Here is a 14,599-nt window from a genome sequence, read left to right on the forward strand (position 1 = left end):
AAAGTAAGCACAAGGAGCGACCAATGCTAGCAATCATGGGTGGCACGGGCATCTACCAACTGCCGGAGATGATCATTGATGATGAACAGGTGGTAGAGACCCCGTTCGGAGAACCATCCGGATCGGTGGTTCGTGGCCGATACCGGGATCACCCCATCCTGTTTCTGGCCCGTCACGGATCGGGCCACAGACTCCTGCCTCACGAAGTGAACTATCGCGCCAACGTGTTTGCACTCAAAGCCGCCGGAGCCACCATGCTGCTGGGACTGTCCGCAGTCGGTAGCCTGCGCCAGGAAATCGAACCTGGCGACCTGGTCATCCCGGAACAATATTTTGACTGGACCCGGGGACGGCGTGCACAAACATTCTTTGGCAACGGAATCGCGGCCCATGTTTCAACAGCTCATCCAGTCAGCGCTCGCCTGGTGCAATCTGTCGTGCAGGCCGGAGAAAAGATCGGACAAACCATTCACCGGAGTGCCACCTACGCATGCGTGGAAGGCCCACGACTGGGCACGCGAGCCGAGAGCCTGTTTCTGAGGAACGCAGGCTGCGACCTTGTGGGCATGACCAACATTCCCGAGGTGTTTCTGGCACGTGAGGCACAACTCGCCTACGCCACCATAGGAATGGTGACGGACTATGACTGCTGGCTTGATGACTCAGCGCAACACGTCAGCGCAACCGGCATATTTGAACTCTACGGCACAACCCTTAAGAAAGCCTTTAACGTGCTCGAGTCCCTGCTGGAGGGGGATCTCCCTGAGCCAGAGCCGGAAATCCGCACTGCGCTGAAAAATGCCATGCTGACCTCCTTCGACTCATTATCCAGTGATCAGAAAGCATGGGTCACAGTTCTACAAAGGTAACGCCAGGCGAGCAGCCACGAATCATGGATCCGGTGTTCCTGAAGAAGCCACGACGCCTGAGCATCATCATTCCGGTATTGAACGAAGCCAGCGTCATCGCACAGACGCTGGCTTCGCTGCAGCCCATGCGCAAGCGCGGCGTGGAAGTCATCGTGGTCGATGGTGGAAGTCAGGACAGCACGGTTGTTCGATGCATGTCACGGGTTGATCGATTTCTCTCAAGTCCGCCAGGGCGCGCACGGCAGATGAATGTCGGTGCCCGACATGCCCAGGGCGAGATCCTGGTATTTCTGCACGCTGACACCCTGCTGCCCGATGATGCAGATCTGATTATCGAACGGGCATTGACCGCGTCGGTGAAGTCACACAAAATCCCTGTTGATCACAGTCACGACCGCCCTGCGTGGGGCCGATTTGATGTTGCCATCGACGGTCGGCACTGGATGCTAATGATCATCGCATTCATGATGAATATGCGCTCACGACTGACGCATATCTGCACCGGCGACCAGACGATCTTCATGATCTGGCATACGTTTGACACGACGGGAGGCTTTCCAGAGCAGCCTCTGATGGAAGACATTGCGCTAAGCAGTCGCCTGAAAAAACGAATCCCGCCTGTCTGTCTGCGCCACAAAGTCCGCACATCAGGGCGCCGCTGGGAGAAACATGGCGTCTGGCGCACCATCTGGCTGATGTGGGAGTTACGCTGGCGATACTGGCGTGGCGAGTCAGCCAGCAATCTGGCAAAACGCTATCGTTAACCAAGGAAGGTGAACGTGCAGAAGTCGATTCAGGTACGCACCGAAGTGCGTTCGGAGGTGGCCAGGCCAGCCAGCAGGACGGGCACAGCACTGATCATTCTGGCCAAGGCGCCAGTGCCCGGGTTTGTGAAGACACGTCTGATACCCGCTGTCGGCAGTGCAGGTGCCGCAGCGATTGCCGAGTCACTGCTGACTCATACCCTGGGTCAGGCCATCGAGAGCAACGCAGATCGGATCGAACTGTGCGCAAGTCCAGAGCCGACTCACCCGTCAATCAGGCAGGCGCTTGATCGTGTAAGCGGATGGGCGAACTCGCGTTTGCACCTGAGTCGACAACCACCCGGTGACCTGGGACATCGCATGGACCACTCGATCAGCCGGCTACTGGCTCATCATGGGAAGGTTCTGCTGATTGGAACCGACGCACCAGCGCTCACAGCTGACAAGCTCAGACAGTCCAGCGCAGCGCTCGACCGGTCTCCCGCTGTTTTCGTGCCGGCGTATGACGGTGGTTACGCACTGGTCGGGATGACGACAGAAGCCCCATTCCTGTTCGAGAACATGGCCTGGAGCACACCCGCAGTCATGGCAACAACCCGGCAACGACTGCGAGAACAGCAATGGTCGTGGACAGAGCTTGATCCAGTGCACGACATTGATGAGCCGCAGGATCTTGCTCATCTGCCGACGTTTCTATGGCCTGCCGGGGTGCGGCGGCCAGTTCGCCAGGAGGTTTGACGCATGAGACGGCTAATTCTTGCAGGAGCCGGTCATGCTCACGCACAAGTCCTCTTGCAAATGGCGCGCGAGCACCCGCATGGCCTGCCAGACGGTGTTGAAGTCGTGGTGCTCTCACCCTACAAGCTGGCTCCCTACTCGGGTATGGTTCCAGGATGGCTGTCAGGACGTTATTGTTTCGACCAGATTGCAATTGACTTCGAGAGATTGAGCCGGGCAGCCGGGGCGACCTGGCTAGCGTCTGAGCTTGCGGGACTGAACCCGGATGCACGCACGATCGACCTGACCGACGGGTCCACGCTGGCGTACGACACACTGTCCCTGAACATCGGGTCAAATTTGCAGCCACCAGACTCCGACATGCTGACACTGCGACCGCTGGCCAATCTGAAACAGCGCTTTGAATCGCTGCTTGCAACATGGGCAGACAATCCTGGGCAACGACCGCGGTCCCTGACGGTTGTGGGTGGTGGCGCAGCCGGATTTGAGGTACTGCTGGCACTTCAGGCCAGGCTTCGCATCGTTGCGCAACAGAGCAAAAAGACGATGGGGCGCACCGAGGCTAGCATCACTGCGAGGTTGATCACACGGGGACAGTCTGTTTTGCCGGAGCATGGAACCATGACCCGCCTGCTGGCAAACCGGTGCCTTGCTCGCAATGCCGTCCAGTGTCAGACAAACACGGCCTGGTCAAATCATCTGCGACGCGAAGACGATCTGGTGGTGTGGGCCACGGGCGCTGCAGCACATTCCTGGCAGCGTGATCCCGACCGCAGACGATCGCTCGCTGTCAACAAGGACGGCTATATCAGGATCGACTCACAGTTACGGTCGATCTCACACCCGGACATTTTTGCGGCTGGAGACTGTGCACACTGGGAAGGCGCACCGGATCAGTTCACAAAGCGCGGCTGCGGCCTGCCCAAAGCCGGCGTCTATGCGGTTCGAATGGGTCCGATACTGACGCACAACCTGCTGACCCTTCTCAATCAACCATACGGACACAGGGGCACCGGCATGTCTTTATCAGACTCACTCCAGAGCTATCGCCCACAAAAGCATTTTCTGACGATTCTGAACACAGCAGACGGCCGTGCGATTGCCGCACGCGGTCCGGTGGCTGCCGCTGGACACTGGGCCATGTGCTGGAAAGACCGCATCGACACTGCATTTGTCGAGCGAATGAATTCTCCCAGTGCCAAACCGCCTGGGCGATTGTAGTGGGAGTTTCTGAGGTAACGGACCTGGACCTGGACACGAACCAAACCGCACGCTTACCCCACCTCCTGTCTGGTCGGCTTTGCCTGACAGGTTCGCACGCCAACAGTCGAACCAGCAAGGAGAATGCTCGCGCAAGTGTTCAACCACTGTTGCAACCGTGATTGCACAACCGATGCCTGGCTAACTCAAGGAGTCATCCGCCCCGCTCACCCGGATACCGCTTGCGCAGATAACTGAGGATCTCGAGGTTGTCTGCTCCCTTTGGCAATGCCTGCGCCGCATCCTGCCAGATTCGATGACACAGAGCGATCTGCTCCGGCGCAAAACCGGTTCGCTCCTTGAGGCCAGCGCTGACCCCCAGGTCTTTGGCCATCAAATGCAACCCAAATCCGCCTTTAAGGTCGCCCTCCCCGAGTTGGCCGTCCTTGAGCATATGCTGCCGTAGCTTGGTCTCGGTCGCCACATTGCGTCCACTGGAGCTGTTGAAGACATCGACCAGGCGGTCAAGGTTCAGCCCCATTTTTTCACCGATCATCATGGCCTCGGTCGCTGCAAGCAGGCCCGCAGCATAGACGTAATTGTTGAGGGTCTTCATGGCATGAGCCGTCCCGACATCACCGGTCCTGATGAGTTCAGTGCCCATTGCCCTTAGCACGGGTTCGATCTTCAGGTACACCGCTTCACTGGCCCCCACCATAATGGCAAGCGTCGCGGACTTCGCCTTGGGAACGCTACCTGAGACGGGTGCATCGGCAAACGTAATGTCAAAGCGAGCAAGGTCACTGGACTTCGACACGAGCCTTCATAAACACCTGATTTCATTGAAATCAGTTTTTAAATTGCCACTACAGCAGCGTCAGCTGCTCGGGCATTGAAGGTTTCTTTAGCTTCAGTGCACTGAGAACTCCTGATTGTTCCTTTGAGACCGTCGATACCCCTTCAACCGTCTGGTCATTGACCTTCACCTGATGGCGCTGGATGCGACGCAACTGTGCCAGGGCTCTTTCTGGCGATAGTCCTGTATTGGCGAGTCTGAGACGGTGGCGCATGATCCGGTACAGGATCAGAGCCATGAAACAGATCATGGCGTGAGCCTTGATCCGATGCGGCAACCGGTGAAACACCGGTGCAATTTCAATTTCTGACTTCAGCACCTTGAAACCACGCTCGATGTCAGCCAGTGACTTGTAACGCTCGACCACCTCCTTCGGGGTGAATTCGTTGGCGTTGGTCACGAGCAGCAGCTTGCCATCGACCAGCTCCGCCTGTTTGAGCGCTTTCTCGTCAATCTGGTAGGTAAACAGATCAGAAGTCAGATCCACTTTGATGATCTTCGCCAGGTGGGCCTGCTTGACCTCATGATAGAAGCGCGCCTTGGCGCCACTGTCCGAGAGTCTGCGACCTCGGCTGACTTTGCCGGAATCCTGCCCATCGAGTTTGCTGGCCCACTGGTCTGCCTTGTTCTCCAGTTCCTTTATTTTGGAACGTCGCCACTCGGTTTGATGCTGGGCAGTCTGGGGATTGTGAGCGACCACCAGGCGAAGATCCTGCCAGCGAGTCTCGCTGATGGTTTCGTTCTCCTGGTCGGTAATGGTGTCATTGAACCGTTGCAGGATGTCGTGGAATTCGCCGTAACGCCTGGCGGGTACCGCCAGGATGAATTCGAGTGTCTGGCCCTCATCGAGCTTGAGCGCGAGTAGTTCCTCCAGGTTATCCAGTGAGAGCAGTCCTCGATCGGCCACGATGATCAGTTTGCGGATGTGGGGATAGCGTGCCAGCACCTTCCTGATGGTGGGTAACAGAGTAGCGGTCTCGGACTGATTGCCATCGAAGACTTCGTGATAGATCGGCAAGCCTTCGGCGGTCTGCACCACGCCGAGCATGAACTGACGGGCCACCATACCTTCTTTGGACATGCCGTAATGGCGTACATCATCAGAGAGCTCTGTCTGGCCTTCCACCCGGATGGTGGTCAGGTCGTAAAAGACGAGTGATAGATCCTGATCCACCATGGGTTTGAGTTGTCGGGCCACGACAGCCTCGACGGCATCCTGGTGATCCATCAGGGCATCCATGCTGCGCAGTAACTGTTGATGCGTGAGTGCCTTGGTATCGACTTCCGGCAAACTGACCGTCTCCAGCCAGCGAAGCACCCCTAGCTTGGAATCCGGATCACACAGTCGATTGAAGACCATCACCCGAATGGCATGTTCAACCGCCGTGGTGTAGCGTGCCTTGCGAAACACGCCAGCCAGTGAGTCAAACCCGACTTCCTGCCACAGACCGTGTAGTGCCCAGACATCGCCCAGCGTCAAGGCAGACTCGAAGGCAACCTGCGGGCCCGCCACCTCGGTACCACGGCCCTTGGCGCGCAAGAGAGAGGCCAGCAAGGCATCGACCTGACCGCCGGCGTCGTCCAGGCGACCCAGGGTGGCAATGGTTCGCTGGCGAGCCTTGCCTTCTTCGTTACGGTAGGACTCGACCAGCTGGACGTACTGGTGGCCGCGGGCGGTGGTGAGTTTGATGAACATGACAGGAGTGTAGCAAATCGCCGAATGGTTGCCAACACCCATCATATAATTTGTTGCCACTACAAAAATCTGAAACTGATCGGGCTAACATGTTGATTCAAAACACCTCGGCCGGCGAGAATCCGGGAAAAATGGCATTTGGTGTCGAACTTCTGAGGTCAGTCGCCATGCACTGGCTGTCGACTGGTGAACTCGAACTCATGTCTACCACCACACCACCCTTACGAAGCATGTGCTCGACGGGTGCCCGTGCACCGTCCGTTCCAAGCAGACAGTCTCGCACGACCCCACCATCAGGAAGCATGGTGATCAGGACATCCAGATCTTGCAGATGATCGATAAGTGGCACGACATACACCCCTCTGTCTCGTGCTCTAGTTCGCGCGGCATCGCTCGCGTCATAGGCAAGTACCTGCTCGAACGATCGAGCCAGGCTGGTGCACATGGGCAATCCCATGGCACCCAGTCCAATAAAACCAACCCTCATTTTTTTGTCTCCTGTAAATTGCGATGGATGAAGTAACAATATCCTCTGGCGTCCCTGAAGGGCATCCTCGCGTCGGACGTGTGGATACAAATTCGGGGCAGTTCTTACTGCCAGCGCCTGGCCCGCTAAGGATATGCCTCGATATTGAACAGATTTGCCCCTGGCCCGGACTCTTTGGCCAGAGAATCGGTTCATCCAACCTGGCGCAATCCATGACTGGCTCCGTTATACTGACAAAAACTCACGCAATAGTGGTCTGTGAGCGCGTTGACGGCCTCAGTCCAAGTATGCCAAACGCTTGGCTCGCCTTGAGTCAGTCCCGAATTTTTACTTGGGACTGAGTTAATGAAGGACCGCAGGATTTTCGACTGAGGACATCACAACAGGGTTTGGTTCGTATCAAGCAAACTCACCCAGCCTTCAATTTATCTGGCCCACCGTGCTTTCTCGAACAGACAGAAACAATCATGCCTTCCTCTTTGACTGATCCACTAGAGGCGGTTCTTCGTGCCCGCCCGTTTCAGAGCGCAGAGGACGTGTTCGACAGCATTCTCTTGTGCCTGAAAGCCCACATTCCTTTCAAACTCTGGATGATCACGCGCGTTGATGACAATGACTGGACCGTGGTACGCAGTCTCGACGAAGGTTATGGCACTGTTGCGGGCATGACATTTGACTGGAGCAGGTCTTACTGTTCAAGCATGGTCCGCGGCGAAGGGCCCATGTTCGCTGAGGATGCGAGCCTGATCGAGACATATCGGAATGCCGCGATCAATCTTGACGTTCCTTTACCGATTAGGGCCTACATCGGGATGCCGATCCTGAGTCAGGATGGGCGATTGCATGGCACTTTGTGCGCGCTCGACCCTGCCCCACAGCAACCACTGACGGAAAAGCAGCGCATGCTGGTTCTGACACTGACACGTTCGCTCAGTACGCTGCAGATGGTTTATGCCGAGGCCGAAACGGCCAGACGGCGCGCGCAGAAGTTTCAGTACCAGGCACAGACCGACGCACTGACCGGCGTGTATAACCGCCGCGGATGGGAGCTCGCGCTCAACGACCAGGAGATGGCGACCGCGCGCACGGCACAGAACGCGATGATTGCGATCATTGATGTGGACAATCTCAAAGAAGTCAATGATCACGCTGGCCACGCCGCTGGAGACACTTTGCTGATCAAGGCAGCCAGCATTCTGCAACAGGAAATTCGTGAAAATGACGTGGTGGCAAGGCTCGGTGGAGATGAATTCGGCGTCATGTCACCCGAGCTCTCAAAGAACGCGGCAGGAAAGCTAGCGGCCCGCCTGACCCAGTCACTCAGACAGGCCGGAGTCCCCTCGTCCGTGGGCTACGCAATGCGTCTGCATCACCGCTCGATGAACGAAACGGTGCAGGCAGCCGACAGGGCCATGTACCGGATCAAATCTGGCGCCTGACCCTCTTTCGGTCATGCACCTGGAGCCGGCATTCACAACGCTGGCTGGCGCGGCTCGAGCAAGACGCTGCGATGATCTGACCTGATCAATAACTCGGCTTTCCGGTTGCGCTGACGATCGGGGCCGTTTTCAGGACCATTCCCGGGAAGGCTGTTGCACCGCGACCGATTCACCGTGGCCGTCTCACAGTGAGCGAGCTCTGCCCATACCCGTGCGGATTTGCCGGACGTGGCTGATTGCACACTGTTGCCAGATAGCGATTCGCATCAGAAAGTGGCTGTGGACGTTGAATGCCGCACGCTTTCGGTATACAACCTCGGTAAAGAACTGCAGCATGATTTATTTGGAAACAGCCAGTCCGGTCGGATCTGACCGACGCACCAGACATCAACGTCCCTGACCAAAGTGGAGCCTTCTTTGTCAAAAGATCCGGACATGTCAAGAAAATCAGGTCGATCAAGACTGCTCGCATGGATGCTGACGGCCGCATTCATGAGCGTGGCCTGGGCAACGCAAGTCCAGTCAAACCCTGCCCCCCGATTAGCATCCGGCAGCTTGAGTGTCCCTGTAGCCGGTCCGGCCACCTGTCCAGCCGAGCGTGCGGTCTACGAACTGAGGGTGCCGGACAGCGACGATGTCTGGCGCATAGAACTGGTGCCTGCACAGAACACGCGAAGCATTGCCTCTGACCTTTACATGAAGCTCGTGACGCCCGTACGCACCTACTGGTTCAAGTTCGAAGTCAGTCAAGGCTATTCCGGGATTTCAGTGCTGCCGGTCACTGACCCTTACTCCGACACAGGGTCACGAGACCTGCTTGGGCCACCTTTTGGTGACAACCCTGACGGGACCCAGGATCCTGACGTGCTCTCCACACTCCGGTTCCTAGTATTTGACGAGTCCTTGACCGTCCTGTTTGAACCTCCTGTCAGCGGTGACGAAGCGCCACCTCTCATCATGATGCCAGAGATTGGACAGACGCTCTGGTACAACACAGCTGCTCTCACGGATTCAGCTGGTGCCGACCGCGACCCAATGCCTCGGGGGATGTTCAAACGGACGGGATGCCTGGTCACCCCCCATCGGCCAATTCCGGATTGAAGCGGTCGATCAGACCTTTAACGACGGGCGGGAGCAACTTAAGACACGACACAAGGCAAGATGACACCAGGGAGGTCGAGATGGCACGAATAGATAAAGAATCAAACCCGGGATTGATGGATCATGGCCGAGTCAACTCGACACGACTCGCGCGATATGCTGCCCTACTGTTAATCGGTTTGAGTCTTGCTCCGGCCCACGCCAGCAACTGGTTCGTGTCGTCCAAGCCCAGAATCCTCAAGAATGGCGATAAGACCTGCACTGCCTATTCCGCAAAGACGCCTTCGCGTATCGACTTCATGCAGATCAGACAACCGGATGGCATCAACCACCACGTCATTGTTGTGCGTGCTGACACCATACCCGACAGTCTTCGTACAGGCCAGGCAGAAATCTTGTTTCCGGATGGACACCAAGTCTCAATACCCTACCGGCGATCCAACAGCACCGGGTCGCCGATATTGATACAAACCGACGGGCCAGGATTCGAGAATTTGCTAGAACGCTTCGCCATATCGGACTCCGTTCGGGTCAGCGTCAAATCCAGCACAACCCACTTTGATGTGAGTTTCAACGGCTACGGCACCGGGCAAGTGATTGATATGTTCGAGAAATGTCGCCGACAGTTTTAAAGCTTGCACAAAAAGCCCAGCAAACCTCTACAGTCAGACCACGTCGAGTCAGGTTGATCGCAGGTTCACGCAGTATTGATTGACCCCAGGCCGCAATTCCGATAAAACCTGAGGTAAGCCAGCCTGACCAGATCAATATGCACAATAACCTGCCCGCCGAACCCAACGCCCCAGATGCGGCAGATCCGAAGCGCCCGGTCCTGGAACCGTCCTGGTTCAACAGATTGACAGGCGGTTTGGACAGGTCAGCTACGCGCGCACGTGAGGTGATCGAATCCATCGCGTCCCAGATCGAATATCAGTCCAGGTGGTGTCTGGAAACAGGCCCTGGCGGCGAAATCACACTCAAGATTCTGTCCCATGATCCGCGAAACAGTCTGACACTCGCCATCACGTTGACCAACCACGAGTTGATACTGGCGATCACTCCCGACCCGAGTGGCTGGTTACGAATCACGATACACCCGGCCGATGCGGCCAAATCTGACGAACCGCTGTTCGAATGCTGGCTCGACCAACCATACGAAGAGTTTGAGTTCTGGCCGGGAATCCACGACCCGGCGAATACGCCCTCTCTGTCTGGTCCGACACCAATCGCCCCCGGAAGAATGGGAAAGCGTATGAACTGGATCTCGATCGAAGCGACTGCGTGGCCTTCCCACAGCATTATCCACCGCCTGAGTAACTCACATGGTTTTGTCGTTGCCAGCCAGGCCGATGAAAATTGACCCGTACGGTGCCCTGACCTTTATAGCGCCAGGCCTCACAGCAAGCGATGACTTACAGTGAGCAAGCCCGTGCCTGCACCAGAACGGACTGCAATGACGACCATGGAAGACGCTCATCCCCTGTTTAGCGAAGCCGGTCGGCTGACCTGCCCAGAAAGCCGTGAACGTCGAGGGGGACGACTACGGCCTGTTGCTCTGCTTAGGGACTGTTAACAAATAATATAGTCGAATGACTAGGGTCGTATGCAGTAATTCCATTCGCCATGGAAATCGCTTCGATCGATCTTGATCGTCGCCATTTGGGCGTCAGTGACAGAAATTCCCTTCGGATACGCGGCAGTATCGAGCTCGGCCTTAACCGACAGGCCGCTACGGGTTCGTGTGTTGGCGATCAGATTGACAATGACTTCGTGACTGATCAGTGGGCGCGCGCGCCAGTTCATGGTGATGAACGAGAACAAGCGGTGTTCAATCTTGTTCCATTTGCTGGTCCCGGGAGGAAAGTGATGCACGTGAATCTCGAGCCCCAGTTCCCTGGCTAACTGGCTCAACTCATACTTCCATAGCCGAACCCGATGGCCATTGCTGCCACCACCATCTGCTGTGATCGTCAATCGGCTGGCTTCAGGATAGCGCGCTCGGCCCATCGAGAACCACCAGCGCCGGATAGTTTGCACGGCAAATGCCGACGTGTCGTGATCCGTTCCCACGCTGACCCAACCCTCATCAGCACCTATGTCATAAACGCCGTACGGATTGGCGCGCCCCAGATCCTTGTCGACAAAGTCATGAACTTGGACCTGATCGGGTTGACCTCTAGGCAGCCATCGCTGGCCCGCGTTCTTGAAGGCCCCAACCAGCTCCTTCTTTTTGGTATCGACCGAAATGACCGGTTCGTTTGCATCCAGTGCGATCTTCACGGCTGCATTGATGTGCTCAAACTGTGCGTTTCGATCAGGACTCTGGTTGCCTTCGAGCACCTTGGCGTTTGCTTGCAGACTAAAATTCTGGCTACGCAATATATTGCCCACCACCACATGGCTGACCTGATGATGTCTGGTCTTGAGCTCATCGGCCAGATTGCGCAGACTCTTGCATGTCCAGCGCAACGGTGACTCCGGGTCACCTCGCGTGGTCGGCTCGACCAGAGCCAAAAGGTCTGCAACCAAGGTCTCATCGGTTGTCTCGAGTCGCTTGCGGCCACCTCCCGGTCGACGCGATCCTGTTGCCGTCGTGGACCGAGAGTCATCCGCCGCGTCGATACTTTTCAACGAGCCGAGCTCCTTGATACCGGCGGCTACCGTTGTGCGGGATGCACCAGTGGCCGATGCCACCTCGGCTATGCCACCTCGACCGAGTGCTTTGGCTTCTGCGCCGAGCAACAATCTTCTCTGACGCTCATTGAGTGTCTCGTTCAGCGCCTCCCAGCGCAAAGCGATTGGTGAGATATTCGGCATTCGATAAGCATAGCCGATTCCCAATAAATAACCAAGTTAAATATTTACAGTCTCTTAGCCTCGCCAGCTCTTTCCTGCTAACCGGCTGTCTTGAAACTCAGGTTCCCCTGATCACACCCCAGAACGCGCTGACTTCCCCCGTCATTCAGGATGGTATTTACTGCGAGATCAAGTTTACGTTCATCCCCCGCAAGGAGTACATCCCGATCGATGTGCTCGTGGCCGAACGAAACAATCAAACCTGTCTGTCCCTCGAATGGGACGATCAGGCACGAGGGTGGCATACCAGCTTGCACAGCCTTGGTGTTGACGAGCATGGCGTATCAATTCGTGCCAGAAGGTTTGGCGATGGTAAAGACCCACTCGGTCTGAGCAGTTTTGTCATGGTGCAGGCCGGCGCCCCCCTCGCCAGGTTGCGGTCGCAGGCCGTTTGGTCGCGGTTGACGGCGTGCATCTGTTGAGTGTTTTTGCTGAGTCGGATATGTTCGCTGTGATTGATTTGAGCCAGCCAGCATCCAGGATGCAGGAATCCGCCCGCGAGCAAGGCGTCCGACTGAGCGAGTCAGGGACTACGATTTCAGTAACATCGGCTGGCGTCCTGAGATCGAACCCGGCCGATGCCGTCGGAAAGTGGCTGGCACAGGCGACCGCCAGGGCGATCTATGCCGCAGACCTTCCCGGCATAGGTCCAGACACCCTGACGATACGCGTGTTCGCACGTAGCCAGTCCACTCATGACAACCAGAAACAGTTTCAGCAGCGAGTCAGAGATTTAATAGACAATATGCTGTTTGAAGCGAGCGTGCTGAATCAGTTCATGGAACTTGGCCTGTCGCAAGCAAGAATGGATACGAGTTTGCTGGATCTTAATCGGGTCATTGAGCACGTAAAAAAGGCGTACGGTGCACAATCCCAGATACATACGCAGGCCTCCCGATGCCTGGGTCTCACAATAGCTTCACTGGTCGAAACTCGCAAATTCTCCACCGCACTGGCCCAGGTCAGGAACACAGCGACTGGTCAGAACCAAGCCATTATTCGAGACGAGATCAACAAAGTGCGGGACATGACCGATCTGATCATTGAAGGGTTGCTCGATTCGCGACAAGTCCTCCTGGAAGTGATCGAACAGACCCGGCCCGAAAAAGCTAACCCGGAGCAGGCTGAGGCAGCGTACAACACAGGACTGGCACAAGCCAGGCCTGCATCCTGGCAAGGAGTCACCCGAACGCCAGGCGAACTCGCCAATGCAGTCGACCCGTTAGTCAGGAACTACCGGTTAGCAAACCAGTGCATCGAGGACATCAAGAAACTGTTTTGACGCCCGAACCGATGTCACTGGGCAAGCTCGCGCATCACCTTGATCAGATCCGACTTGCCTTCAAAACCAATGCCGGACAATTCCGGCATGGTGACATAACCATTCTCGACTCGTACCCCATCTGGAAACCCGCCGTAGGGCTGGAACAGATCAGGGTATGACTCATTACCTCCCAGTCCGAGTCCAGCCGCGATGTTCAGTGACATCTGGTGTCCACCGTGCGGTATGCAACGACTGGCTGACCAGCCATGCTGGCGCAGCATCTCCAGCGTTCGCAGATACTCGACCAGACCATAGCTGAGTGCACAATCAAACTGCAACCAGTCCCGGTCGGCACGCATACCGCCGTAACGGATCAGATTGCGCGCATCCTGCATCGAAAACAAGTTCTCGCCAGTTGCCATGGGTTTGTCGTAATAGTTGCGCAAGATTGCCTGCAACTCATAGTCCAGCGGATCACCCGCTTCCTCGTACCAGAAGAGATCGTACTGCGAGAGTGCCTTGGCATACTGAATCGCAGTGTCGAGATCAAAGCGCCCATTGGCATCTACTGCGAGCTTCTGGCCGTCCTGCAAGACGTCCAGCACAGCATCGATACGTCTCAAATCCTCGTCCAGGCTGGCCCCGCCAATCTTCTGCTTGACGACGGTATAACCCAGATCCAGGTAACGGCGCATCTCGTCCTGCAACATGGCGTTGTCCTTGCCAGGGTAGTAGTAGCCACCCGCTGCGTATACAAATACGCGCTTGTCAGGGGTGCCATTGCCATAGCGTTTTGCAAGCAGCGTAAACAACGGCTCGTCTGCGATCTTGGCAACGGCATCCCACACGGCCATATCAATGGTTCCCATCGCCACTGAGCGCTCGCCATGTCCACCAGGTTTTTCGTTGACAAACATGGTCGACCAGATCTTGTGCGGGTCCAGATTCTCGCCGGACTCATCGAGCAAGGCGTCCGGATCCGCCTCCATGATGCGGGGAATGAAGCGTTCACGCATCAGTGATCCCTGACCGTAGCGACCATTGGAATTAAAACCGTATCCAATAACCGGACGACCCCCACGGATCACATCGGTGACCACGGCGACCAGGCTTGCATTCATCTTGCTGAAATCGATATACGCGTTGCGAATCGGAGAGCTGATGGGAACGGTGATCTCCCGAATCTCGACAATTCTCATGAAAGGCCTCCTTGATCTGGACATGAAAGGTGCTCGCCCGAGAATTTACCTGAACAAAGGCGCGTTTACGTCAAATGCCGGTAACAGTGATGAAATGATCTAGAATGAGCAGCCTTTTTTTGGGGGGAAA

15 protein-coding genes are annotated in these 14,599 nt (G+C 56.3%); 9 read left to right on the forward strand and 6 right to left on the reverse strand.

Annotation, left to right across the window (positions count from 1 at the left end):
• Window positions 1–23: 23 nt before the first annotated feature.
• From mtnP to DBV39_RS06440, 4 genes are read left to right on the forward strand one after another with little or no spacing between them, the layout of a single operon-like run.
• Entirely contained in the window at window positions 24–869 is an 846-nt protein-coding gene (gene mtnP / locus DBV39_RS06425) for an S-methyl-5'-thioadenosine phosphorylase (RefSeq protein ID WP_108620829.1), read from the forward strand.
• Window positions 845–1,633, forward strand: a complete 789-nt coding sequence (locus DBV39_RS06430) for a TIGR04283 family arsenosugar biosynthesis glycosyltransferase (protein ID WP_227870842.1) — start codon at window positions 845–847, stop codon at window positions 1,631–1,633. Before mtnP ends, DBV39_RS06430 begins: the two co-directional genes overlap by 25 nt.
• Before the next feature lie 15 nt (window positions 1,634–1,648).
• Window positions 1,649–2,371: a TIGR04282 family arsenosugar biosynthesis glycosyltransferase gene (locus DBV39_RS06435; protein ID WP_227870843.1), complete on the forward strand. Its 723-nt coding sequence runs from the start codon at window positions 1,649–1,651 to the stop codon at window positions 2,369–2,371.
• Window positions 2,372–2,374: 3 nt separating this feature from the next.
• Window positions 2,375–3,592 carry an FAD-dependent oxidoreductase gene (locus DBV39_RS06440; protein WP_108620831.1) on the forward strand — a complete coding sequence of 406 codons (1,218 nt, stop codon included), beginning with the start codon at window positions 2,375–2,377 and terminating at the stop codon, window positions 3,590–3,592.
• Between the two features lie 193 nt (window positions 3,593–3,785).
• On the opposite strand, the gene DBV39_RS06445 is transcribed toward DBV39_RS06440, so the two are convergent.
• From DBV39_RS06445 to DBV39_RS06455, 3 genes are all read right to left on the reverse strand, one after another.
• Window positions 3,786–4,388 carry an NAD(P)-dependent oxidoreductase gene (locus DBV39_RS06445; RefSeq protein ID WP_108620832.1) on the reverse strand — a complete coding sequence of 201 codons (603 nt, stop codon included), beginning with the start codon at window positions 4,386–4,388 and terminating at the stop codon, window positions 3,786–3,788.
• Between the two features lie 49 nt (window positions 4,389–4,437).
• Window positions 4,438–6,123 (reverse strand): IS1634 family transposase, encoded by a 1,686-nt coding sequence (locus DBV39_RS06450; protein WP_108623142.1) that lies wholly within the window; start codon window positions 6,121–6,123, stop codon window positions 4,438–4,440.
• 97 nt (window positions 6,124–6,220) lie between these two features.
• Window positions 6,221–6,610 carry an NAD(P)-binding domain-containing protein gene (locus DBV39_RS06455; RefSeq protein WP_159078835.1) on the reverse strand — a complete coding sequence of 130 codons (390 nt, stop codon included), beginning with the start codon at window positions 6,608–6,610 and terminating at the stop codon, window positions 6,221–6,223.
• Window positions 6,611–7,077: 467 nt separating this feature from the next.
• Between DBV39_RS06455 and DBV39_RS06460 the strand changes: the two genes are divergently transcribed.
• From DBV39_RS06460 to DBV39_RS06475, 4 genes are all read left to right on the forward strand, one after another.
• A complete protein-coding gene (locus DBV39_RS06460) occupies window positions 7,078–8,049 on the forward strand; it encodes a GGDEF domain-containing protein (RefSeq protein ID WP_159078836.1) in 972 nt (323 codons plus the stop codon).
• A gap of 435 nt (window positions 8,050–8,484) precedes the next feature.
• The gene (locus DBV39_RS06465; RefSeq protein WP_108620835.1) at window positions 8,485–9,150 is read left to right on the forward strand and encodes a hypothetical protein; all 666 of its coding nucleotides are present in this window, start codon (window positions 8,485–8,487) and stop codon (window positions 9,148–9,150) included.
• A gap of 80 nt (window positions 9,151–9,230) precedes the next feature.
• A complete protein-coding gene (locus DBV39_RS06470; protein WP_159078837.1) occupies window positions 9,231–9,782 on the forward strand; it encodes a hypothetical protein in 552 nt (183 codons plus the stop codon).
• Between the two features lie 137 nt (window positions 9,783–9,919).
• Window positions 9,920–10,510, forward strand: a complete 591-nt coding sequence (locus DBV39_RS06475) for a hypothetical protein (protein ID WP_108620837.1) — start codon at window positions 9,920–9,922, stop codon at window positions 10,508–10,510.
• A gap of 233 nt (window positions 10,511–10,743) precedes the next feature.
• Here DBV39_RS06475 and DBV39_RS06480 read toward each other — a convergent pair whose 3' ends face one another.
• On the reverse strand, window positions 10,744–11,967 hold the full coding sequence (locus DBV39_RS06480; RefSeq protein WP_108620838.1) for an ISAzo13 family transposase: 1,224 nt from the start codon (window positions 11,965–11,967) through the stop codon (window positions 10,744–10,746).
• A gap of 77 nt (window positions 11,968–12,044) precedes the next feature.
• Entirely contained in the window at window positions 12,045–12,284 is a 240-nt protein-coding gene (locus DBV39_RS06485; protein WP_108620839.1) for a hypothetical protein, read from the reverse strand.
• A 164-nt stretch (window positions 12,285–12,448) separates the two neighbouring features.
• Between DBV39_RS06485 and DBV39_RS06490 the strand changes: the two genes are divergently transcribed.
• Window positions 12,449–13,288 carry a hypothetical protein gene (locus DBV39_RS06490; protein ID WP_159078838.1) on the forward strand — a complete coding sequence of 280 codons (840 nt, stop codon included), beginning with the start codon at window positions 12,449–12,451 and terminating at the stop codon, window positions 13,286–13,288.
• A 14-nt stretch (window positions 13,289–13,302) separates the two neighbouring features.
• Here DBV39_RS06490 and DBV39_RS06495 read toward each other — a convergent pair whose 3' ends face one another.
• Window positions 13,303–14,469 (reverse strand): mandelate racemase/muconate lactonizing enzyme family protein, encoded by a 1,167-nt coding sequence (locus DBV39_RS06495; RefSeq protein WP_108620841.1) that lies wholly within the window; start codon window positions 14,467–14,469, stop codon window positions 13,303–13,305.
• Window positions 14,470–14,599 lie beyond the last annotated feature (130 nt).

The sequence above is a fragment of the Orrella marina genome, assembly GCF_003058465.1.
In the GTDB taxonomy this organism is placed as follows: Bacteria; Pseudomonadota; Gammaproteobacteria; order Burkholderiales; family Burkholderiaceae_B; genus Algicoccus; species Algicoccus marinus.